This is a genomic window from Thermococcus paralvinellae (assembly GCF_000517445.1).
Lineage (GTDB): Archaea > Methanobacteriota_B > Thermococci > Thermococcales > Thermococcaceae > Thermococcus_B > Thermococcus_B paralvinellae.
In genome coordinates, this window is sequence record NZ_CP006965.1 from 452,297 (window position 1) to 474,544 (window position 22,248).

The window sequence follows — 22,248 nt, forward strand, 5'->3', positions numbered from 1 at the left end:
GATGATAGAAATCACACCGATAAAAACTTTAGATGGAAAAATTAAAGCTCCTCCCTCAAAGAGCTATACGCATAGAGCATTATTTTTGGGATTACTTTCGGAAGGGAAAACGAAAATAGAGAACCCGCTAATCTGCACTGATACACTTGCAACGCTAAACGCTGTGAGAGCATTTGGAGCCAAAGCAGATTGGAATTTTGTCGAAAGTTCTGGAGAAGTTAAGCCAGCTAAAATTAACGCTTTTGAATCAGGAACAACCGCGAGGTTAGCCATAGGAATTAGTGCCTTAGCAGATGGAGAAAGCGTGATAGACGGAAAAGAATCTTTAAGGAAACGCCCCATGGAACCTCTACTTAAAGCTTTAAGTGATTTAGGGGTAAAAACTAAATCGAATGGATTTTTGCCAGTGCGAGTTTTTGGTGGGAAGATAAGAGAGGATTACGTGAGAGTTGATGGGAGTATTTCGTCACAGTTCATCACTGCCCTGCTTTTCTTGGGAGCTAAAGTTGGATTAAGCGTGGAAGTGCTGAACCCAGTTTCAAAGCCCTACCTTGAGATAACGCTTAGAACACTAAAGTGGGCTAATGTTAAGGTTGAAAGAGATGATGGTATTTTCCACGTTTATCAGGGTATAAAAGCTGAGCATTTCTCAATCCCCGGTGATTACTCTTCAGCTTCATTCTTTTTAGTAGCTGGAGCGATATTCGGTAAAGTTAGAGTTGAAGGATTGGATAAAGATGATGTTCAGGCCGATAAAGTGATAGTTGAGCTCTTGAGGGAGTTTGGAGCTAACGTAAAAGTTGGCAAAGACTACGTTGAAGTTGAGAGGGGTGAATTAGTAGGGCAAGAAGTTGACTGCAGGGACTTTCCTGATCTCTTCCCAGTTTTAGCTGTTTTAGGAGCCTACTCAGAAGGAAGAACTGTTTTGAGGGCAAAGCATTTGCGCTACAAAGAGAGCGACAGGATAAGGGCTATGGCTTTGAACTTGGCGAAGATGGGTGCAAAAGTAAAAGAGCTCGACGACGGTTTAATAATAAGCAAGAGCGAGCTTAGAGGCACTGTATTGAATCCGCAAAATGACCACAGGATTGCAATGGCATTAACAATTGCCGCTTTAGGTGCAAGAGGGAAAAGTGTCATCTTAAACGAGAGATGCGTCGAAAAGTCCTATCCGAACTTCTTTGGAGATTTAAGGGGGTTGGTCAGCCAATGATGGGAAGAATGCTTAGATTTTCGCTCTTCGGTGAGAGCCATGGAAGAGTTGTTGGAGTTCTAATTGAGGGAGTTCCACCAGGAATTAAAGTTAATCTAGAAAAGATGAAAGCTGAGCTTGAGAGGAGAAAGGGCATTAAGAGGTTCTCAACTAAAAGAAGAGAGAGCGACAAGCCAGTAATCCTCTCAGGGGTCTTCAACGGCTTTACGACTGGTTCTCCTATAGCTGTAATCATTGAGAACAAAGATGTTGATTCATCTTATTATGAGGAAATAAAAAACACCCCAAGACCCGGACACAGTGATTACACTGCTAAAATCAAGTATTTTGGATTCAACGATTACAGGGGTGGTGGATTTTTCTCTGGCAGGTTGACGGCTGGAATAGTAATAGCCGGCTACTTTGCGAAGGAGATTTTAGCAAAAGCTGGAATAGAAGTAAAAGCTTACATAAAATCCATTGGAAAAGTAAAAGCAAGGAATTTGAGCGTTGAAGAAATCTTTAGCTCAAAAAACAGCTTTTGCCCAGATGAGGAAGTTTTTCAAAAAATGCTCGAAGAGATGGAAAGAGCAAGGAAAGATGGGGACAGTGTTGGTGGCATTGTCGAAGTTATAGCCCTAAACGTTCCTCCCGGCTTTGGCGGTCCTTACGACGAAGATTTGGAAGGGGATTTAGCTAAAGCCTTCTTTGCAATTCCAGCTGTTAAGGGGGTTGAATTTGGTTTAGGTTTTAAGATAGCTGAGCTTAGAGGAAGTGAAGCAAACGATCCATTTGTTGTCAAAGATGGGAAAATTATGACAGAGACCAACAACTGCGGCGGCATTTTGGGAGGAATAAGCAATGGAATGCCAATAGTTGCGAGAATTGCATTTAAACCAACACCTTCAATTTACAAGCCACAAAGAACGGTTGACTTGGAGAAGATAGAAGAAACTGAGATAAAGCTCAGAGGCCGCTTTGATTCCTGCATAGTACCAAAAGCTCTGCCAGTTGTTGAATCCATGATGGCCTTGGTTTTGGCAGATCATTTGCTGAGGTGGTTGAGTTGGAAAGGCTTCATGAGCTTAGGAAAAGGATAGATGAGATTGATAAACAAATAATTGAGCTCTTGGAGAAGAGAGTTAGGATTGCTAAGGAGATTGGGGAAATAAAGAGAGAGTTAAACTTGCCCATAAGGGATGAAAAAAGAGAGGAAGAAGTCCTCAGGAGAGCTGGCAAGTTTAGGGAAGTCTTTGAGAAGATAGTGGAGGTTTGTAGGGATGTTCAACGTGTATGAGTTTTTTAACAAAATTTCATCGCTCAATCCCAAAATAAGATTAGATGCTGGACAACCGGATATAAATGTGGATGAGAGGATAATAGAAGAAGCTGTGAGCTCTTTAAAGAGGGGCGAAACAGGATATACCAAAACTCCTGGCTTAGATGAGCTTAGGGAGAAGATAGCAGAAGTTGAAGGAGTTGAAAAAGAGAATGTAATAGTTGGTAACGGCTCAAAGATTTTAATTGCTTCGCAGATTTTAAGGGCTAGGCGTATTGGAGTAATTTCTCCTTACTGGCAGGCTTATGAGAGCATAGCTAAGGCATTTGGGAAAGAAGTTAAAATCTTTAAGACTTCCCTTGAAGATGGCTGGAAGCCAAAAATAGAAAGATTAAATGTTGACTTACTCATCTTAAACTATCCAAACAATCCAACGGGAAAAATTCTGCCAAGAGAAAAGCTCAAAGAAATCCTTGAGATTGCTGAGGATGGAAATGTAAAAGTTTTAGCCGATGAAATTTACTCTGACATAACTTTTAAACCCTTCACACCAGCGAGGGAGCTTTATGACAACGTTGTGACCGTTAAAGGCTTCTCAAAGCTCTTCGCCATGACGGGATTTAGGTTAGGTTATGCAATAGCGCAAAGAGAAGATATTAAAGCTATGCAGAAGTTTTTAGAGGTAACAACAACTTGTGTTCCAATCTTCATTCAAAAGGCTGGAGTTAAAGCGTTAGAAATTAGAGAAGAGGTCAAAAAGAGGGTTGTCAAAATCTACGAGGAGAGAGCAAGACTTGCTTCAAGAATACTGAAAGACTTTGAATTTTACGAGCCAGATGGAGCGTTTTATCTCTTCGTTAGAATAGGAATTGATGGACTTAGTTTTGCCGAGAAGCTTTTAGAAAAGGGTGTTTCTGTTTTTCCAGGAATAGCCTTCGGAGATTATGGAGATTTTATCAGAATCTCATTGGTAAGTTCGAGGCTTGAAGAAGGACTCAAAATAATTAAGGAGGTTAAGCTATGCGCATCGGAATAATCGGCTATGGAAAAATGGGGAAGCTGTTTGCCAGAGAGTTCAGCACAAGGCATGAAGTTGGAATTTACTCAAACCATGCAGAAAAGAGTGAGTTTAAGCTGTTTAGCTCAATAGAGGAGCTTTTTAAATGGGCAGATTTGATTGTAATTGCTAAATCTCTTGAGGAGACACCCAAAGTTTTAGAGGAGCTTGCAAAGTTGAGTGAAAAAATTGAAGGAAAGGTCATCTTTGATATCTCGACATTCAAGAGAGATGTGATAGAGATTTACAAAAGATTTCCGGAGAGTGTTAAGGTTTGCAGTGTTCACCCGATGTTTGGTGCTGGAGCTAAGAGCTTCGAAGGAAGAAGATTCATAGTAATTCCAGTTGAGGGGAGAGAGGAAGATATAAATCCAGTGATAAATCTTTTCAAGGAATTTAAAGCTGAAGTTTTCGTTGCAGACGCAAAAACTCACGATGAAATGATGAAGATTGTCATTGGACTCCCATACTTCATTGGCATCTCATTCCTAAGCTTCCTCTCGGAATTTGAAGGAGTTGAAAACTTTGGAGGTACATCATTTGAGTATTTGACCACTTACGCAAAAGCTGTACTGAATGACTCACCAGAATTCATTGACGAGGTTTTGGAATTCTCAAAGGACAAAATCAAGGAATTCCTTAGATTCGTTGAAAAAGGAGAATTTAACGTTCAGGAGCTTAGAGAGAAGTTTGAACATGAAATTGAGGAGAGCTACAAAAGATTTTACATAGTGTTAAACAAAGAATGATTGGAATTGACAAATTTCGTCTAAATGACATTTTCTCTTTGAAAAACTTTTTATCGCCAAAGGATTTCAAAAAAGGGAGTGTCAAAAATGGAAAGGATAGCATTCATAGACATTGAAGGAACATTAACAGAATATGAATTCTGGAACGAAATAGCGAATTACGTTGAGAAAGGAAATGAAATACGTGAGTTACTTTATAATGGGCTTAGAGGAGAAATTGACTGGTTTGAAGGATTTATGAAGAGAATAGAGCTCATAAAGGGAGTTGACAAAAAGTTAATTTTAAAAGCATCTCAAAAGCTTGAGCTCCAACCCCAAGCGAGAGAATTAGTCGAGCTCTTGAAGAGTGAAGGCTTTTACGTAGTTTTGGTGAGTGGAGGTTTTAAGGAAGTTGTAAAAAAAGCCCTAACGTATACCAATGCAAACATGCTCATTGCGAATAAGTTGCTTTTCAAAGATGGAAAAGTCTGTGGAGTTTACCTATCTTTCAGGAGCAAGGATGAAATACTGGACAGATTTTCAGCAGAAAGAAGTTTTGTTTTAGCTATTGGGGATGGGAGTAACGACATTCCAATGTTTAAAAGGGCTAACGTAAGCATTGCAGTCGGAAACAACAAAAAGGCCATTGAACATGCTGACTTTAATGCTAATAACCTTGACGAGCTCATAAAACTCGTCAGTGAAGTGCTTGAAAATGGTGTAGAAATCAGAAGGGGATATGCTCTTCCTCAAGAAGGAACTCTAGAGACACCTTGAGACCATAGGAAGGTTCATAATTACATTTTTCTTTTGAAAGCCTCGCCCTTTAGGGCGGGGAGGAGGTCAGAAATTCCAGCGCAAAACTTATTATTCAAGCCTTAGATGTAGTTCTGGTGGGATTATGCAAAAAGATAAGCCGAGTATCACAAAAGTTGTTAAAGACCTTATCATGTCAAAACCAGCGATTAGGGAATGTATGATTCTGGATATTGTAAACTACAGTGCTCTGGCAAGACTCTTGTTGGAAGAATTAGAGAGTAGGGACATCAAAACCTCAGTTGGAGCTGTAAAGATGGCTTTGATAAGGCTTGGAGGCGAGCTTAAGAAAGAGAGGGAATCCCTTGAGAGACAAATTAAGAATGTTATCGCTGGAACAGTTATTGAACTCCAATCCGATTTAGTAGTTGTAACAGTCGAAAAAAGAATCCTTTTAAATAAAATTGAAAGGCTTTCGAAGGTCATGGAAAAAGCTCGTTTCTTCCAACTTACACAAGGTGTTGAGACATTTACAATTGTTGTCTCGAGTGAGGAGAAAGAAGAGATAATCAAGATTTTGGAAGAAAGCGTAGTCGATATTATCGAAGAACAAACGGCTATAATCCTCATAAGTCCCGAGGAAATAATTGAGACTCCGGGAATAGTGGCTTTCGTGACATCGGCACTCTCCTCAAATGGAGTAAACATAACCCAAGTAATCTCGTGTCATAAAGATACAATATTCGTTCTCGACAGAAGGGATGCTCCAAAAGCTTACCAAATCCTTGAAGAGTTGATTTTAAAGATGAGGAAGGCTTAAGTTTGTCAAAAATACAAAACACAAGGGGAAAAATTTATATCCATTAATGAACATAAGTGTGGGCCTAGGTGATAAAATGTTCTCTCAGAGAATACTTGACATCGATATGAGTGAAGTCAAACGAGTGGTCTCTTTAATAAAAGGTGGGAACGTAATTTCATTCGCCGGTGGAGTGCCAAGTAAGGAGCTTTTTCCTCTTAAAGAGCTGAGAGAAGCATTTCTAGAAGTTGGGGAAATTGCTGATGTGTTTCAATATGGTTCAACTTTGGGATTTGAAGGCCTCAGAGAGGAACTATTAAAGCACTTAAAGGAAAGTCAGGAAATTCATGCAAAACTCGAAGAGATAATGATAACTCACGGTTCTCAGCAGGGAATTGATATCATTGGAAGGGTTCTTGTTGATCCAGGAGATATAATTGTAGTCGAAGCACCAACGTACTTTGTCGCTCTAAACACCTTCCAAGTTTATGAAGCGAGATTTCTTCAAGTTGGGCTTGATGAAGAGGGTCTGAAGACTGAAGAACTTGAAAGCCTATTAAGAAAGGGTGAAAAGATAAAACTCGTCTATACAATTCCAACGTTCCAAAATCCTTCTGGAGTTACTATGGGCGAAGAGAGAAGGAAACACTTAGTGGAGCTTGCAGAGGATTTTGACTTCATAATAGTTGAGGACAATCCATATGGAGAGCTTCGCTATTCAGGAAGCCCTGTAAAAGCAATAAAGCACTTTGATAAGAGTGGAAGGGTAATAAACTTGGGAACGTTCTCAAAGATTTTCGTTCCGGGCTTTAGGTTGGCATGGCTTATAGCGAGTGAAGAACTCATGGAAAAGCTTGAAGTTGGAAAATTAACCACCGATGTTTGTTCAAACACAGTTGGACAGTACGTTACTTGGGCATTTATGAGGAAAGGGTTATTAAAGAAGCACATCCAAAGACTTATAGAGTTCTATAGGCCAAAACGGGATGCAATGCTTGAGGCCTTAGATGAGTTCATGCCTGAAAACGTCAGCTGGACAAAGCCGGATGGGGGAATGTTTATCTGGTTAACTATTGATGATAATGTTGATACCAAAGAAATGCTTGAGGATGCTGTTAAGAGAGGAGTTGCTTATGTTCCCGGAAAAGTGTTTTATACCTTAAGGGGTGGAGAAAACCAGATGAGGCTGAACTTCACATTTGAAAGTGTTGAACGGATAAGGGAAGGGGTAAAGATTCTAGCAAAACTTATTTCTATCTCTTAGGATTTTCGTTTTTTATTTCAAAAAGAATAAAGCTAGAAAGAGCTAAAGGGCATTTGTTCCCTTCTCTTCAGTCCTGATCCTTATAGCCTCTTCGATGGGTATTATGAATATCTTTCCGTCTCCAACTTCACCAGTCTTTGCAGCACTTATTATTGCCTTGACAACTCTGTCCACATCTTTGTCGTCAACGACTACCTCAATTTTTACTTTTGTTAGGAGCTCGACTTTCATCAGTCTTCCTCTAAATTGTATTGTCATTCCTCCTTCTTTTCCTCTTCCCATCACCGCAGTCACTGTCATTCCGAAGAATCCCTCATCTTCTAACGCTTTTATGACGTCCTTAAGCTTTTCCTCCCTGATTATTGCCTCAACCTTCTTCATTCTTTCTCACCTCCGTTCTTAACTGTTGGAAGTAATACTGCCTCAGTTGATACGAAGTTTGGATATGCTATTGTTGCATGCTCCACTATGTCCAGTCCAAGCATTTCTTTCTCTGGGCTTACCCTTATTCCGACTGTCTTCTTGAGGATGTAGAACAATATATAACCTGTTCCAAAGGCCCAGAGGAAGTTAACCACCGCTGAAATTAGTTGAGCAACGAAAAATCCAGCGTTTCCGTAAAGTAAACCTGTTACATAGGGTGGTTCAGTTGTGTAAACACCATAAGTTCCATCAGCGAACAGACCTAAGGCTATTAATCCCCAAGTTCCGTTGAACCCGTGGACAGGAACAGCACCAACGACGTCATCGATTCCTCTCTTCTCAAGGAACCAGTAGCCATAAACTGCTATGAATCCAGCGACTATCCCAATGATTATTGCAGCCCAAGGAGTAACCCACGCACATGGGGCTGTTATGGCAACTAATCCTCCAATGGCACCGTTACAGATCATTCCAACATCTGGCTTCCCAAGCTTTTTCCATGTTATTAGCATCGCTGTTATGGCACCTGCAGCTGCGGCTAAGTTAGTGTTAGCAGCGATGATTGAAATCCTAAGCTCGTGAGCTGAAAGCGTTGAACCTGGATTAAAGCCAAACCAGCCAAACCATAGGATGAGGGTTCCAATTACTGCATAAGCCATGTTATGACCAGGAATTGGTCTTGGGTTTCCATGTCTATCATATTTCCCAATCCTTGGCCCTAAGAGCATAGCGGCTGCTAAGGCTACATAACCACCTAAAGCGTGAACAACTCCACTTCCAGCGAAATCTAAAGCTCCATAACCCCCACCAAGCTTCGTCATAAATTCACTTGAGCTCAACCAACCACCGCCCCAGAGCCAATGGCCATAGATTGGATAAATTATTGCACTCACAACTGCACTGTAGATAAGATATGTTGAGAACTTTGGTCTCTCTGCTATTGCTCCACTGACTATTGTCGCTGCAGTAGCACAGAATACAAGCATGAAGAACCAAATCTCTATTGTTGAGACATCGTAGGCATCTCCAAGTAAAAACCATCCGCTCTTTCCTACTAAATCGTGCCAATCGTTGCCCATCATTAGAGCAAAGCCGACTGCAAAGAAGGCTAAGCTTCCAACTGCAAAATCCATCAAGTTTTTCATCATGACGTTTGCAACGTTTTTAGCCCTTGTAAAACCCGCTTCCAGCAGTGCAAATCCTGCCTGCATGAACATAACTAAGAATCCACATATTAAGACCCAAACGAAGTCCACTGGTGCTTCTGGAGTCTCCTTTAGGGTCTCTGCTCCCGTTGGGTCTCCTGCTAATACAAAGCTTCCACTAATTAATATTGCCACAAATATGGTAAACAAAATATTTGCTCCCCTCACTTTTTAGCACCCCCTTGAATTAACGTTCCCATCCTTGCAGCACTTCAAGTATAAGACATTTTTGCAAAAATTATTGAGATTTTGTCAAATTTGTTCAGATGGTCCCATATTTATTTGGATAATTATTCAAAAAAGTTGAGAAATTTTTGAAAACTATATCTCTATTGTTAGTTTTCACTAATTGTTATATTTGTAACAGAATTTTTCAATTTTGACACATTAGTTACAAAAAATATAAAAAGTGTTCCTTTTATTTTGGCCTAGGTGGTTTAGGTGAAGGTAGTTTTAGCATATTCAGGCGGTTTGGATACATCGGTTATCCTTAAACTAATGCAAGAGAAGCTGAACGCTGAAGTGATAACCGTCACAGTGGATGTTGGCCAGAAAGATGACTTCAAGAAAATTGAAGAGAAGGCTTTGAAGTTTGGAGCAGTAAAGCACTATACGATTGACGCAAAGGAGGAGTTTGCGAAGGAATATCTAGCTAAAGCCATTAAAGCCAATGCCCTTTATGAAGGGGCCTACCCTTTAGCCACTGCCTTGGCAAGGCCTTTGATAGCAAAGAAAATAGTGGAAATTGCTAAAAAAGAAAACGCCGATGCAATAGCTCATGGCTGTACCGGAAAAGGGAATGACCAAGTGAGGTTCGATTTGGCAGTTAAAGCACTCTATCCAGAAATTAAGATAATCGCTCCAGTAAGGGAGTGGGGTCTAACAAGGGATTGGGAGATGGAATACGCAAAGAAAAACGGCATTCCCGTTAAGGAAAAAATCTACAGCATTGACGAAAACCTTTGGGGGAGGAGCATAGAAGGGGGAATTTTAGAAGACCCCTCTGAAGAACCACCACAGGAAGTTTTTGAGTGGACGCTTTCACCAGAGAAAACTCCTGAAAAGCCTGAGTACGTAACAATAGAATTTGAGGAAGGAGTTCCAGTTGCCTTGAATGGGAAGGAAATGAACTTAGTTGAGCTTATAGAGACGCTGAACTTTATAGCTGGGAAGCACGGAGTTGGAAGGATAGACCACATTGAAGATAGGACCGTTGGAATAAAGAGCAGAGAAGTCTATGAAGCGCCAGCAGCAATAACTCTAATCAAAGCCCACAAAGACCTTGAAAAGTTTGTTCTCACAAAATGGGCTCTTGAGTTTAAGGAAATAGTTGATTCTAAGTGGTCATGGCTCGTTTATAATGGCCTCTGGTTCGAGCCACTCAGGGAAGCATTAGATGCGTTCATTAATACCGTTGAAGAAAAAGTCAGTGGGACTGTCAAAGTAAAGCTCTACAAAGGAAATGCCATTGTTGTTGGAAGGAAATCGCAGAATGCGCTCTATGACATAAATCTCGCAACATTCGAAAAGTCTGACTATGACCAAAAACTTGCCATAGGCTTCATCGAGCTCTTTGGAATGCAGAGCGTTTTGGCCTATAGCATGGCTAATAAGTCCAAACCGATGGAAGCCTTTGGAAGTAAAAAGTTGGAGGCTGAAAAGGTTATCAGTTAGGTGGTGTTATGTACAGGAAGAATCTGCTTGGTGATATAAACTCTGAAATTCTCTCCTATATTTCTTCAATGGAAGAAGATAAAGAGCTTGTTGAAGAGGTTATCGAGAGCTTAATATCTCATGTAAAAGTCCTAACATCCCAAAATCTTATCCCTAAAGAGAAGGGAGAGAAAATACTAGGGGAGTTAAAAAACCTCCTCAAAGACCCTTCTCCGCTATTTAAAATTGAGGCTGAAGATGTTCACGAGGCGATTGAGATTTACCTAAAAGACAAGCTTGGCGAAGATGAAGGATACTTGGCTTTAGGAAAAAGTAGAAACGAACACGTTGCCTCTGCTTTAAGGTTAAAAGCAAAGAAACTTTTAATCGAGCAGATAAAGGAAATGTTGGCTTTTAGGAGAATTCTCCTGGAGAAGGCTAAAAATTACCTCAATACAATAATGCCAGCATTTACTCATTTACAGCCGGCACAACCTTCAACCTTCGCTCACTATTTATGCTACATAGAGGAAACCTTAGCTACATACACGAAGGCTCTACTCTTTGCTCTTGAGATAGTTAATAACTCCCCTTTAGGCGCTGGAGCTGTAGGAGGAACAAGTGTGTCATTAGACAGGAAAAAGCTCGCTGGAGAGCTCTTCGATGGAATAATCTTTAACTCTATAAATGCAACGAGCAATAGGGACTTCTTAGGGATAGCCTGTTCAATCGATGTAAACCTATCCATCTTCCTCTCAAGGATAGCTGAAGATATAGTGGTTTTTTCGACACCACAGTTCAACTACCTTAAGCTTCCAAATGAGCATTTAGCAACGAGTAGTATGATGCCCCAAAAGAGAAATCCAGCAACAATGGAAATAGCAAGAGCTTGGGGTGCTGAGAGCATAGGGCATCTCGTTGCATTGCTGACAATTTTGAAGGGTCTTCCAACGGGTTACAATTTAGATATGCAGGAAGCCAACAAGCACGCTTTCAAAGTATTAAAAAGGACACTTGAAACGCTTAGGATTTTCACTGACCTCTTTGCCAAAATTGAGGTCAATGAAGAGAACCTGCTGAGAGATGCAAAAATTTTCCCCATTTTAGCAACGGACATTGCTGAGAAAGTCGCTTTGATGAGTGAAAGACCTTATAGGGAAGTTTACAGCGAGATAGCCAAACTCGTAAAAGAATCTGAAAGCGTTGAAGAATTTTACGCTAAGGCTCGGGAGAAGTACAACGTTAAGATCAGCTTAGATGATGGGATTAAAAAGCCCGTTATAGGCTCCCCAAATCCAGAAAAAGTCAGAGGATACATTGAAACGGCAGAAAAAGCTCTTGAAGAAGATTTCAACAAGCTCAAGCTTTTTGACATTAAATTGTTAATTTAAATATTACAAAAATGATTAATTGGACGGATTTATGTCTATAAAATATGAGGGCAAAATTAGTAGGTGGTTTAAGTGAAAGCTTATCTCTTATTGGCGGATGGAACAATTGTAGAAGGAAAGGGCTTTGGAGCCGAGGGAGTCAAGTTCGGAGAGGTGGTCTTTACAACAGCAATGGTGGGTTATCCAGAGTCACTAACAGATCCATCATACAAGGGGCAAATTCTAGTCATGACCTATCCACTAATTGGAAACTATGGCGTGCCAAGTAAAGAAATTAGGGAAAATGGCATTCCCATTCACTATGAGTCAGATAAAATTCAAGTTGAGGGTTACGTGATTTCAAAACTCATGCGACCAAGCCACTGGGCAAGCGAAATGAGCCTAGACGAATGGCTCAAGAAAGAAGGAATTCCAGGAATAGAGGGTGTTGATACAAGGGCGTTAGTTAAGAAGATAAGGGAAAAAGGAGTTATGATGGGAGCTTTGGCTGTAGGTGATTATGATAAGGAAGAGCTTGAAAAGATAATGGAAAATGTTAGAAAGCTAAGCTATGATGAAGCAAATTTTGTCGATAAGGTAACTCCAAAGGGGATAATTGTCCATTCTCCAAAGAAAGCAGATAAGACCGTTGTTGTGGTTGATTGCGGGGTTAAGTATGGCATTCTGCGAGAATTCTTAAAGAGAGGGTTTAAGGTCATAAGGATACCCTACACCTACGACCCAACAAATGCCTTCGAGGAATTTAACGCCGATGGGATATTCCTAAGCAACGGTCCAGGGAACCCTGCTTTGCTGAAAACACTGATAGAGAATGCCAAAGCCATAATTGAGTATAACGTCCCGACAATGGGGATATGCTTAGGCAGTCAAATACTAGCTTTAGCTGACGGTGCAGAGATTTACAAGCTTAAATACGGCCACAGAGGAATTAACAAGCCAGTCAAAGACCTAAAGACAGGAAAGGCCTTTGTAACGACGCAAAACCATGGCTACGCGGTAAAGCCCGAAAGCTTGAACGAATTTAAAGTCTGGATGATTAATCTCGACGATAAAAGCGTTGAGGGGATTTATCATCCAAACAAACCGATTATAGCGACCCAATTCCATCCTGAGGCTTCTCCCGGACCTTTAGATTCAACTTGGGTCTTTGATCTTTTTGCAAAACTAATCAAAGGTGATGCTCATGGTTTCTAAAGTCTTAATTTTGGGTTCTGGTGCAATAAAGATTGGTGAAGCTGCTGAATTCGACTACAGCGGAAGTCAGGCGTTAAAAGCCTTAAAAGAAGAAGGCATTGAAACTATCTTAGTAAACCCAAACGTTGCTACAATCCAGACTAGCCATGAGATGGCTGACAAAGTTTACCTCCTTCCTCTGGATGTCAAATTTGTTGAGGAAGTTATAAAGAAAGAGAGGCCAGATGGAATTTTATTAGGCTTTGGTGGGCAGAGTGCATTATCTTTGGGTGTGGCACTCTATGAAAGTGGGATTTTGGATAAATACGGTGTTAAAGTCCTTGGCACACCCATAGAAGGCATAAAGAAAGCCTTGGATAGAGAAAGGTTTAGGGAGACAATGATAAAAGCGGGACTCCCAATACCACCAAGCGGAGCAGCTAAAAGTGTTGAAGAAGCCATTGAAATAGCGGAGAAGATTGGCTTCCCTGTCATCGTTAGGGTGAGCTTCAACCTCGGCGGTAGAGGTTCTTTCGTTGCTTGGAACAGGGAGGAGTTTGAAAACTATATAATTAGGGCTTTCGCTCAGAGTGAGATTGGTGAGGTTTTGGTCGAGAAATACCTCTATCATTGGAAGGAAATAGAGTTTGAAGTTGTGAGGGATAAAAACGGAAATGCTGTTGCCGTTGCATGCTTAGAGAACTTTGACCCGATGGGAGTTCATACTGGAGATTCCATAGTTGTCGCTCCCTCTCAAACTCTCACCAATAGAGAGTATCAAATCCTAAGGAGCGCGGCAATAAAGGTTGCTGAAGCAATAGGTTTAGTTGGCGAGTGTAATGTTCAGCTAGCCTTAAATCCAAAATCAGAGGAATTCTATGTTATTGAAACAAATCCAAGGATGAGCCGCTCATCTGCGTTAGCGAGCAAGGTAACTGGTTATCCTTTAGCATATATAGCGGCAAAGCTTGCTTTGGGCTATACCTTAGATGAGCTATTAAACGGTGTGACTGGAGTTACCACAGCGGCTTTTGAGCCAAGCTTAGATTATGTTGTCGTTAAAGTTCCGAGATGGGACTTAGAGAAGTTTGAAAATGCAAACAAGAGGATAAATTCAGAGATGAAGAGTATTGGAGAAGTCATGGCAATAGGACGAAACTTGCATGAGGCATTCCAAAAGGCAATTAGAATGGTTGATATAGGAGATGAACTGATTGGTGAATATTATGAAAAGGAAGAACCCTTGGAAGAGGTCATGAAGAGGATAAGGAACTATGAACCCTACATGCCAATGCATATAGCTAAAGCATTAAAGCTTGGGGCAAGCATTGATGAGATTTATGAAATCACTGGGATAGACCGCTTTTATCTCTACATAATCGAAGACCTTGTTAGGGTGGCGGAAGAGCTAAAGAGGAACCCAACTGAGGAGCTTATTAGTGAAGCAAAGAAGCTCGGCTTCAGCGATAAGCAAATAGAGAGGTTAGTGGGTAAGAAGTTAAAGGAATTCAAGAAGCCAAAAATCTTCGTGAAGCAGATTGACACTCTGGCTGGGGAATTCCCTGCAAAGACAAATTATCTGTACATGACCTATGATGCCCAAGAAAACGCCATCCCTCACACGGAAAATCCGAAAGTTTTGGTTTTGGGTGCTGGAGTCTTTAGGATAGGTGTCAGCGTTGAGTTTGATTGGGCAGTTGTGAATTTCACAAATTCAGCAAAGAAGAGGGGCTATGAGGTTATCGTGCTTAATTATAACCCTGAAACAGTTTCAACAGACTGGGACATTAATGATAAGCTCTATTTCGAAGAGATAACCCTTGAGAGAGTTTTGGAAATCTACAAGTTTGAGAAACCTGAAGGTGTCGTTGCCTTTGCTGGCGGACAGTTAGCTAATTCCTTGGCTAAAAAGCTTGAGCAGAATGGAGTTAGGCTTTTGGGAACGAGAGGAACGAGTGTTGATGTAGCTGAAAACAGGGCGAAGTTCTCCAAACTCCTTGAAGATTTGGGAATAAAGCAGCCTCCCTGGACAGTTGCGAAAAGCCTTAGAGAGGTTTTAAAGTTCGCTGAGGAAGTTGGGTATCCGGTTATGATAAGGCCAAGCTACGTTTTGAGCGGAACTGCAATGAAAGTCGCCTACAATGAGAAAGAGCTGAGAGAATACCTCTCCTTAGCGGCAAAGGTATCTCCAGAACATCCTGTGGTGGTTTCAAAATTCTTAGATGCTATGGAAGCTGAGATTGATGCTGTGTCAGATGGAAGGAGGGTTGTTGGTGTTACTTTGGAGCACGTAGAAAAAGCTGGTGTTCACAGTGGAGACGCTACGATGGTGACACCTTACCGCTATCTAAAACCCAAGCAAGTTAAAAAGATGCAGGAAATCGCTTTAGAGCTTGCTTTGGCTTTAGGAATTAGGGGGCCGTTCAACATACAGTTCTTGGTAAACGATGACGTCTATGTCCTTGAACTAAACTTAAGAACGAGCAGATCAATGCCATTCTCAAGCAAAGCAAGAGGCGTAAATTTAATGGAGCTAGCGGCTCAGGCGGTATTTGATGGAAAGCTCTCAATTGGTGAGAAGTACAAATACTATGAGATACCTCCAAAGGCTTTCGCTGTGAAAAGTCCACAGTTCTCGTGGTCTCAGCTCCAAAACGCTTATCCCTTCTTAGGCCCGGAAATGCGTTCCACGGGAGAGGTAGCAGCTCTCGGTAGCGAATTCGAGGATTCACTGCTTAAGAGCTGGCTCTCAGTGAAACCGAACAAAATGCCCGAAAAGAGTATATTAGTCTACGGCTATGGAAGAGAAAAAGAGAAGCTAAGCGAAACAGCTAAGATTCTTGAATCTCTCGGCTACGAAGTATTTACGCTTGAAGATGCTTTAAGCATCGGAAACCCCATAAGCAAAGAGAAGGCAGTAGCGTTAATGAAAAGCAGTAAGATCGACTTGGTGATGACCTCTGGCTATGCAAAAGACAGGGATTACAAGGTAAGGAGAACTGCGGTAGACCTAAACGTCCCAATTGTTTTAGATGCAAACTTGGCTTATGAGCTTTCAAAAGCTCTCGCTTGGGCCAAGGAGAACGAGTTTGAAATTAAAGAGCTAAGCGAGTATTATGGAAAAATAAAGCTAAGAAATGTGCCCACACCTATAGAGGTGCTTATTCAAAGTCTCTGAAGCATTGACTTTTCTCACTTTATATCTTAGTTTTCTATAGCACTTCTTTTCTGAAAATTCTATGAAATATACTTTATATTTACCAAGCTTTTTCTTTTCATTTCTCAATTTCTTTCTCCAATGCTCAAAAATTTCTTCGGTAATTTTGAAGAAAAGTCGAAAAATTTTAATAAAAATCCGAATAGTCTAAAAATCTCTTCGAGAATTATCAAAGTTTTCCGAAATATTTATATACCCATTTATGAATGTTGGGAATGTTAAATCAGATGGGGGTGGTACTATTAAGAGCCATACAACTGCTGGACTCAACATTGAGGGAAGGAGAACAATCACCAGGGGTTAATTTTACCCCTGAGCAGAGATTGAGGATAGCAATAGAGCTAGATGAATTTGGAGTTGAGTTTATAGAAGTAGGGCACCCAGCAGTGAGCCAAGACGTAATGGAAGGTATAAAACTAATAACTAGCCAAGGATTGAAAGCAAACCTCCTAGCACACTCAAGAGCTTTGAGAAGGGACATAGATTTAGTTTTGAACACAAATGTAAACTGGATAGGAGTATTCTTCTGCCTCTCAAATGCCTGCCTTCAAAAGCGCTTCAACATAACCCTTGAGCAAGCTTTAGACAGGATTGAAAATGCTATCCTTTATGCCAAAGATCATGGCTTAAAAGTGCGCTTTACACCAGAAGACGCAACAAGAACGGAGTGGGAAAATCTCGAGAGGGCGTTAAGCTTAGCAAAGGAACTTAAAGTCGACAGAGTAAGCATAGCAGATACAACAGGAAGTGCTCACCCGCTCTACTTCTACGAGCTCGTTAGAAGAGTAGTTAGCTTCGGCATTCCAACTAACGTTCACTGCCACAACGATTTGGGCTTAGCCTTGGCAAATGCAATAATGGGCATTGAAGCTGGAGCAACGTTAGTGGATGCAACGATAAATGGCATAGGAGAAAGAGTGGGAATAGTGGATTTGGCTCAAATTTCAACGATTCTCTACTACCACTATGGAATCAAGCACTACAAACTTGAAAAGCTCTACGAGTTGAGCCAAATAATCCAAGAAATAACTGGAAGTAGAGTGCAGAGGAATTATCCAATAGTTGGGGAAAACGCCTTTATACACAAAGCTGGCTTGCATGTTTCCGCCGTGATAAAAGACCCCAGGTTTTACGAGTTCTTACCAGCAGAGATCTTTGGAAGAGAGAGGGTGATTTATTTGGACAAATATGCAGGAAGGGACTCGATAAGATTCTACTTGGAAAAAATGGGAATTAGAGATGAAGGAATTGCCGAAAAACTGCTCAGCATTGTGAAGAACTCTCAGGAAGTCTTCACTCCAGAAAGGCTTCTTGAAGAGGCAAGAAAAATGGGGGGAGTAGAATGACAATTGTTGAAGAGCTGTTGAATGCAAAAGCTGGAGAGGCCGTGATAAGGGAAGTTGATTTAATCTACGCTCATGACGGAACGGTGCCTCTAATCATTGAATCTTTTAGAAAGACATTCACAAGAGTAAGAAAACCAGATAAAGCTTTCATTTTCTTTGACCATGTTTATCCAGCACCAACTGTGAAAATAGCAAATTTGCAAAGAGAAATCAGGGAATTCGCAAGGGAACAGGGAATTAGAATATTCGAAGGCTACGGCATCTCCCATCAGGTTGTTCCAGAGGAAGGTCTCTTAGAGGGCGCAAAAATAATCATTGGAGCGGATTCACACACGCCAACTTTAGGTGCCTTTGGAGTGTTTGCCGTTGGGATGGGGGCAACAGACACTGCCATAGCTTTAGGGTTGGGCAAAACTTGGTTCAAAGTTCCGGAAAGCGTTAGAGTAAACCTCGAAGGAAGATTAGGCAAAAATGTTATGGCAATGGATTTAATGCTTCACTTGATTGGATTACTGAAAGATTTTGATATGAACTACAAGGCCCTAGAGTTCTTTGGAGGCCTTGACCTTTCAATTGACGAAAAAATGACAATAGCAAACTTCAGCGTTGAGACAAATGCAAAGACAGCTGTTTTAGACAACGGAACCTTCAGCGGAGACGGGGATTACTTGAGGGAAGTTACAATAGAGCTCGGCCAAATTGAGCCTCTAGTAGCTCTACCACATCACCCAAGCAACGTCGAGAGAGTTGAGAAGGTTAAAAGAAAGATTGATCAAGTTTTCATAGGCTCATGTACCAACGGAAGGCTTGAGCAACTTAGAAGAGTGGCAGAAATCCTTGAAGGCGAAGAGGTTAGTGTGAGAACCTTTGTAGGGCCGGCATCAAGAAGGATTTACCTTCAAATGATAAAAGAAGGGATTATGCAAAGGTTAATTGACGCAGGAGTTACTGTTCTTCCTCCCGGATGTGGGCCTTGCTTAGGAAGGCACATGGGAGTAGCTGGAGATGGGGAGATAATCTTGAGCACAACCAACAGGAACTTTAAAGGAAGGATGGGCTCTCCAAACGCTGAAATCTATCTTGCCAGCCCTGTTACTGCAGCGGTGAGTGCAATTTATGGAGAGATAACGAATCCGGAGGATGTCCTATGAGGGTGTGGAAATTTTGGGATAATGTTTCAACTGATGAAATAACTCCTGGAAGATACAACTTAACGAAAGATCCACAAGAATTAGCCAAAATAGCGTTCATAGAAGTTAGACCAGAGTTCTCTCAAAATGTAAAACCAGGAGATGTGATAGTTGGCGGAAGAAACTTTGGAATTGGTTCATCGAGAGAGTCAGCCGCTTTGGCATTGAAAGCATCTGGAATAAGTGGAATTATTGCAAAGTCCTTTGGAAGAATATTCTACAGGAATTGCATTAACTTGGGCATTCCTCTCTTAATTGGTGACACAGATTGGCTGAACGATGGGGATGAGATTGAGGTCGATTGGAAACGGGGAATTGTGAGAAAAGGTGATGAAGTAAGGAAGTTTAAGCCATTGGATGGATTCCTCTTTGAGATAGTTGAGAGCGGTGGAATAATTGAATACGTGAGACGGAGGGGAGACCTGTGTATAGAGTAGCGGTCATTAAGGGAGACGGCATTGGCATTGAAGTTACAGAAGCTGCAATTGAAGTTATAAACGCGGTAACTGATAGAATAGAGTTTATTGAGTTTGAAGGTGGCTTCGAGGTATTCAAAAGATATGGGGCCCCAATAAGAGAGGAGGACTTGGAAGAGATAAAGAAAATGGATGCAGTTTTATTTGGGGCAACATCAACACCTTTCGACGTTCCAAATTACAAAAGCTTAATCATAACGCTTAGAAAGGAACTTAACCTTTATGCTAACCTAAGAATAATCCCCGATTTGTGGAATGAGAGAGAAATCTATATTGTTAGGGAAAACAGCGAAGGCCTTTATTCTGGGCTTTACGATGTTGAAAAAGAGAAAGTTGTTGATTACAGGATAATAACAAGAAAAGGAGCTGAAAGAATAGCAAGATTCGCCATAAATTTGGCAAAAGAAAAAAGGGAAAAGGTTACTTTCGTCCATAAAGCAAATGTCCTAATGGGTGACAAGTTCTTTAGGAAAGTCGTCTTGAGTTTAGCCGAAAGGGAAGGAGTCGAGGTTAGAGAAAAAATTGTAGATTCCTTCACAATAGAACTCGTCAGGAATCCATGGAATCAGGAGATTATTTTAACGGAAAACCTCTTTGGTGACATTCTTTCGGACTTAGCAGCTATTCACGCAAGGAGTATTGGGATTGTTCCCTCTGGAAACTATGGTGATGATATAGCCCTATTTGAACCTATTCACGGAACTGCACCTGATATAGCTGGAAAGGGGATAGCCAATCCAATTGGGTCTATTTTGAGCGGTGCCATGCTTTTGGATTATCTCAACTTAAACGGTCAAATCATCTGGGAAGCTGTCAAATCCTACGTGAGGAAAGGCAACCTAACGCCCGATTTGGGGGGAACTGCAATGACGAAGGATGTTGTTGAAGGAATTATCGAGGAGATAGAATATCGAATTGACCCCTTGGAGTGGGACGAAGTTTGGGTTGATGAAATTAGGATCAACTTCATCCCAACACTTTTCATAAAGTAATGTTTCATTTGTAACAAAAGCCAAAAAACTTAGAAATAAATGCTACAAAAAAGATTTAAAGATTTCCAAATGTTGGAAAGAAGGAGGTGAATGAAATGGTGGAGTGTCCAGTCTGCGGAGCGGAGATTGAAGTCGGAGAGTTAGAATTACACCAAATAATTGAGTGCCCAGTCTGTGGAGCTGAGCTTGAGGTAGTTGACTTAGATCCAATAGTCTTGGAAGAAGTCCCAGAGGTAGAGGAGGACTGGGGAGAGTAACTCCCTAATTTTCTTTTTTTGGAGGCCAAACAATGAAAATCGGCATAACCTACACAATAATGCGTAAGGAGGAAATGATGCTCAAAGAGAGAGCAAAGGATTACGGAGAAGTAATTATGCTCCACGATAGCGACGTTGTTTTCCCCCAAAGCTACGACGTAGATGTTGTAATAATAAGGAATGTCAGTCACTTTAAGGCTCTATATTTAGCAAAGCTCTTCGAGAGTGAAGGCATTCCAACTGTGAACCCCTTCCATATAATACTTGAAGCAGGAGATAAACTCCTAGCAACCTTAAAGCTTAGTAAAAAGGTCAAGATTCCGAGATGGAGTGTTGCCTTTGATGAGAAAAGCGTCAAAAAAGTCGCTGAAACTCTTGGCTATCCTATAGTTTCAAAACCAGTCTTTGGAAGTTGGGGAAGGCTGATAACGAAAATAAACGATGATGATGCATTGGAAGGAATAATAGAGCACAAAAAGTGGCTGAGCAATCCACTTTACAAAATCTACTACTTCCAAGAATTTGTCAAAAAGCCAGGAAGGGACATTAGGAGCTACGTTATTGGAGGAGAATTTGTTACTGCTATTTACAGATATTCTGAGCATTGGATAACAAATACAGCTAGGGGCGGAAAGGCTGTCCCTTGTACTGACGAAGAAGTGAGGGAGATTTCCATTAAGGCTTGGGAAGCATTTGGGGAAGGTGCTTTGGCTATAGATATCTTCGAGAGTGAGGAAGGACTGCTGGTTAATGAGGTTAACCCAACTATGGAGTTCAAAAACACAGCTAAAGCTACTGGAGTTGATATAGCTAGGAAAATCGTTGAGTATGCAGTTGAGGTGGCTAAAAGATGATTAAAGCAGCTGTTGTTGGTGCAAGCGGTTATATTGGGGGAGAGTTGGTTAGGCTCTTAGCGATGCATCCTGAGGTTGAGATAACGGCAATAACATCAAGAAGATACGCTGGAAAAAAAGTTCACAAGGTTCATCCAAACTTGAGAGGGCTAAATTTGCGCTTTACAAATGATTATAACTTTGACGCTGATGTTATATTTTTAGCAGTCCCTCATGGAGAGTCAATGAAAATTATCGACGAATTCCTTGGCAGTGCAAAAATAATCGACCTCAGTGCTGATTTCAGGGTAAGCTTGGACCTCTACAAGAGATATTATGGAGAGCACGTAAAGCCAGAGCTCATTGATGAGTTCGTCTATGGATTGCCAGAAATTCACAGAGAGGAGATCAAAAAAGCCGAGCTAATAGCGAATCCTGGTTGTAATGCCACAGCAGTCATTTTAGCTCTGTATCCCTTCAAAGGAGATGTTAGCGAAGCAATAGTGGATTTAAAGGTTAGCTCAAGTGCTGGTGGAAGAAGAGAAAACGTGGCAAGTATTCATCCCGAGAGGTCCCATGTAGTTAGGGTCTATAAAGCATTCCACCACAGGCACGAAGCTGAGGTAATTCAAGAGACCAATGTAAAGGCTCAGTTCACAGTTCATTCTGTTGACTTGGTGAGAGGGTTACTGGCTACAATTTACTTCAAGATGGAAACGAGTGAGAAAGATCTCTATAAGATGTTTTTCCGCTACCTAAAAGAGCCATTCATAAGAATCGTCAAAGAGAAAGGTGGAATCCAGAGGCTCCCTGATCCAAAGTACGTAATAGGAAGCAACTTCGTTGATATAGGCTTTGCCTACGATGAGGAGAATCAGAGGGTTATACTCTTTTCCGCATTGGACAATCTAATTAAAGGTGGCGCTGGACAAGCGGTGCAAAACATGAACATAGCTTTTGGGTTAGATGAGACTCTAGGACTGAGCTACTTGCCAGTGTATCCAATTTGAAGGTGAG

21 protein-coding genes are annotated in these 22,248 nt (G+C 41.1%); 19 read left to right on the forward strand and 2 right to left on the reverse strand.

The window, feature by feature from the left end; genetic code table 11:
- The first annotated feature begins 1 nt into the window (after position 1).
- The 8 genes from aroA to TES1_RS02560 all read left to right on the forward strand — a co-directional run bounded on the left by aroA (position 2) and on the right by TES1_RS02560 (position 7,075).
- Positions 2 to 1,213: a 3-phosphoshikimate 1-carboxyvinyltransferase gene (aroA, locus tag TES1_RS02525; protein ID WP_042679920.1), complete on the forward strand. Its 1,212-nt coding sequence runs from the start codon at positions 2 to 4 to the stop codon at positions 1,211 to 1,213.
- Positions 1,210 to 2,292: a chorismate synthase gene (gene aroC / locus TES1_RS02530; RefSeq protein ID WP_042679921.1), complete on the forward strand. Its 1,083-nt coding sequence runs from the start codon at positions 1,210 to 1,212 to the stop codon at positions 2,290 to 2,292. Before aroA ends, aroC begins: the two co-directional genes overlap by 4 nt.
- Positions 2,250 to 2,489: a chorismate mutase gene (locus tag TES1_RS02535; RefSeq protein ID WP_227738504.1), complete on the forward strand. Its 240-nt coding sequence runs from the start codon at positions 2,250 to 2,252 to the stop codon at positions 2,487 to 2,489. The genes aroC and TES1_RS02535 overlap by 43 nt, the downstream gene beginning before the upstream one ends.
- Positions 2,473 to 3,507, forward strand: coding sequence for a pyridoxal phosphate-dependent aminotransferase (locus TES1_RS02540; protein ID WP_042679923.1), 1,035 nt, complete (start codon positions 2,473 to 2,475; stop codon positions 3,505 to 3,507). Before TES1_RS02535 ends, TES1_RS02540 begins: the two co-directional genes overlap by 17 nt.
- Entirely contained in the window at positions 3,492 to 4,277 is a 786-nt protein-coding gene (locus TES1_RS02545) for a prephenate dehydrogenase (RefSeq protein WP_042679925.1), read from the forward strand. The genes TES1_RS02540 and TES1_RS02545 overlap by 16 nt, the downstream gene beginning before the upstream one ends.
- An 87-nt stretch (positions 4,278 to 4,364) precedes the next feature.
- Positions 4,365 to 5,033, forward strand: coding sequence for an HAD family hydrolase (locus TES1_RS02550; protein ID WP_042679926.1), 669 nt, complete (start codon positions 4,365 to 4,367; stop codon positions 5,031 to 5,033).
- Between the two features lie 124 nt (positions 5,034 to 5,157).
- Positions 5,158 to 5,832, forward strand: a complete 675-nt coding sequence (locus TES1_RS02555) for an ACT domain-containing protein (RefSeq protein WP_042679927.1) — start codon at positions 5,158 to 5,160, stop codon at positions 5,830 to 5,832.
- Between the two features lie 76 nt (positions 5,833 to 5,908).
- Positions 5,909 to 7,075 (forward strand): aminotransferase-like domain-containing protein, encoded by a 1,167-nt coding sequence (locus tag TES1_RS02560; protein WP_084340007.1) that lies wholly within the window; start codon positions 5,909 to 5,911, stop codon positions 7,073 to 7,075.
- Between the two features lie 42 nt (positions 7,076 to 7,117).
- Here TES1_RS02560 and TES1_RS02565 read toward each other — a convergent pair whose 3' ends face one another.
- Positions 7,118 to 7,456, reverse strand: coding sequence for a P-II family nitrogen regulator (locus TES1_RS02565; RefSeq protein WP_042679930.1), 339 nt, complete (start codon positions 7,454 to 7,456; stop codon positions 7,118 to 7,120).
- Positions 7,453 to 8,871, reverse strand: coding sequence for an ammonium transporter (locus TES1_RS02570; protein ID WP_084340008.1), 1,419 nt, complete (start codon positions 8,869 to 8,871; stop codon positions 7,453 to 7,455). Before TES1_RS02570 ends, TES1_RS02565 begins: the two co-directional genes overlap by 4 nt.
- A gap of 273 nt (positions 8,872 to 9,144) precedes the next feature.
- Here TES1_RS02570 and TES1_RS02575 point away from each other — a divergent pair, with 273 nt between their 5' ends.
- From TES1_RS02575 to argC, 11 genes are all read left to right on the forward strand, one after another.
- Entirely contained in the window at positions 9,145 to 10,377 is a 1,233-nt protein-coding gene (locus tag TES1_RS02575; RefSeq protein ID WP_042679931.1) for an argininosuccinate synthase, read from the forward strand.
- 8 nt (positions 10,378 to 10,385) lie between these two features.
- Positions 10,386 to 11,747, forward strand: coding sequence for an argininosuccinate lyase (argH, locus tag TES1_RS02580; RefSeq protein WP_042679932.1), 1,362 nt, complete (start codon positions 10,386 to 10,388; stop codon positions 11,745 to 11,747).
- Positions 11,748 to 11,819: 72 nt separating this feature from the next.
- A complete protein-coding gene (carA, locus tag TES1_RS02585) occupies positions 11,820 to 12,941 on the forward strand; it encodes a glutamine-hydrolyzing carbamoyl-phosphate synthase small subunit (protein WP_042679933.1) in 1,122 nt (373 codons plus the stop codon).
- Complete coding sequence (gene carB, locus TES1_RS02590) at positions 12,922 to 16,098, forward strand: carbamoyl-phosphate synthase (glutamine-hydrolyzing) large subunit (protein WP_042679934.1); 3,177 nt, start codon at positions 12,922 to 12,924, stop codon at positions 16,096 to 16,098. The genes carA and carB overlap by 20 nt, the downstream gene beginning before the upstream one ends.
- Before the next feature lie 266 nt (positions 16,099 to 16,364).
- Positions 16,365 to 17,483 (forward strand): homocitrate synthase, encoded by a 1,119-nt coding sequence (gene lysS / locus TES1_RS02595; protein WP_042679935.1) that lies wholly within the window; start codon positions 16,365 to 16,367, stop codon positions 17,481 to 17,483.
- A complete protein-coding gene (locus TES1_RS02600; protein WP_042679936.1) occupies positions 17,480 to 18,634 on the forward strand; it encodes a 3-isopropylmalate dehydratase large subunit in 1,155 nt (384 codons plus the stop codon). The genes lysS and TES1_RS02600 overlap by 4 nt, the downstream gene beginning before the upstream one ends.
- A complete protein-coding gene (locus TES1_RS02605) occupies positions 18,631 to 19,110 on the forward strand; it encodes a 3-isopropylmalate dehydratase small subunit (protein WP_042679937.1) in 480 nt (159 codons plus the stop codon). Before TES1_RS02600 ends, TES1_RS02605 begins: the two co-directional genes overlap by 4 nt.
- Positions 19,098 to 20,141, forward strand: a complete 1,044-nt coding sequence (locus TES1_RS02610) for an isocitrate--homoisocitrate dehydrogenase (RefSeq protein WP_042679938.1) — start codon at positions 19,098 to 19,100, stop codon at positions 20,139 to 20,141. Before TES1_RS02605 ends, TES1_RS02610 begins: the two co-directional genes overlap by 13 nt.
- 95 nt (positions 20,142 to 20,236) lie before the next feature.
- Positions 20,237 to 20,398 carry a lysine biosynthesis protein LysW gene (lysW, locus tag TES1_RS02615; protein ID WP_042679939.1) on the forward strand — a complete coding sequence of 54 codons (162 nt, stop codon included), beginning with the start codon at positions 20,237 to 20,239 and terminating at the stop codon, positions 20,396 to 20,398.
- A 32-nt stretch (positions 20,399 to 20,430) separates the two neighbouring features.
- A complete protein-coding gene (lysX, locus tag TES1_RS02620; RefSeq protein WP_042679941.1) occupies positions 20,431 to 21,252 on the forward strand; it encodes a lysine biosynthesis protein LysX in 822 nt (273 codons plus the stop codon).
- Positions 21,249 to 22,241: an N-acetyl-gamma-glutamyl-phosphate reductase gene (gene argC / locus TES1_RS02625; RefSeq protein ID WP_042679943.1), complete on the forward strand. Its 993-nt coding sequence runs from the start codon at positions 21,249 to 21,251 to the stop codon at positions 22,239 to 22,241. Before lysX ends, argC begins: the two co-directional genes overlap by 4 nt.
- Positions 22,242 to 22,248 lie beyond the last annotated feature (7 nt).

What these genes read in the sequence shown, in the direction of transcription:
- TES1_RS02540 (WP_042679923.1), top strand. Translation starts at nt 2,473, where the DNA reads ATGTTCAACGTGTATGAGTTTTTTAACAAAATTTCATCGCTCAATCCC.
- TES1_RS02550 (WP_042679926.1), top strand. Translation starts at nt 4,365, where the DNA reads ATGGAAAGGATAGCATTCATAGACATTGAAGGAACATTAACAGAATAT.
- TES1_RS02545 (WP_042679925.1), top strand. Translation starts at nt 3,492, where the DNA reads ATGCGCATCGGAATAATCGGCTATGGAAAAATGGGGAAGCTGTTTGCC.
- TES1_RS02555 (WP_042679927.1), top strand. Translation starts at nt 5,158, where the DNA reads ATGCAAAAAGATAAGCCGAGTATCACAAAAGTTGTTAAAGACCTTATC.
- lysX (WP_042679941.1), top strand. Translation starts at nt 20,431, where the DNA reads ATGAAAATCGGCATAACCTACACAATAATGCGTAAGGAGGAAATGATG.
- argC (WP_042679943.1), top strand. Translation starts at nt 21,249, where the DNA reads ATGATTAAAGCAGCTGTTGTTGGTGCAAGCGGTTATATTGGGGGAGAG.
- lysS (WP_042679935.1), top strand. Translation starts at nt 16,365, where the DNA reads ATGGGGGTGGTACTATTAAGAGCCATACAACTGCTGGACTCAACATTG.
- aroA (WP_042679920.1), top strand. Translation starts at nt 2, where the DNA reads ATGATAGAAATCACACCGATAAAAACTTTAGATGGAAAAATTAAAGCT.
- lysW (WP_042679939.1), top strand. Translation starts at nt 20,237, where the DNA reads ATGGTGGAGTGTCCAGTCTGCGGAGCGGAGATTGAAGTCGGAGAGTTA.
- aroC (WP_042679921.1), top strand. Translation starts at nt 1,210, where the DNA reads ATGATGGGAAGAATGCTTAGATTTTCGCTCTTCGGTGAGAGCCATGGA.
- argH (WP_042679932.1), top strand. Translation starts at nt 10,386, where the DNA reads ATGTACAGGAAGAATCTGCTTGGTGATATAAACTCTGAAATTCTCTCC.
- TES1_RS02600 (WP_042679936.1), top strand. Translation starts at nt 17,480, where the DNA reads ATGACAATTGTTGAAGAGCTGTTGAATGCAAAAGCTGGAGAGGCCGTG.
- TES1_RS02605 (WP_042679937.1), top strand. Translation starts at nt 18,631, where the DNA reads ATGAGGGTGTGGAAATTTTGGGATAATGTTTCAACTGATGAAATAACT.
- TES1_RS02565 (WP_042679930.1), bottom strand. Translation starts at nt 7,456, where the DNA reads ATGAAGAAGGTTGAGGCAATAATCAGGGAGGAAAAGCTTAAGGACGTC.
- TES1_RS02560 (WP_084340007.1), top strand. Translation starts at nt 5,909, where the DNA reads ATGTTCTCTCAGAGAATACTTGACATCGATATGAGTGAAGTCAAACGA.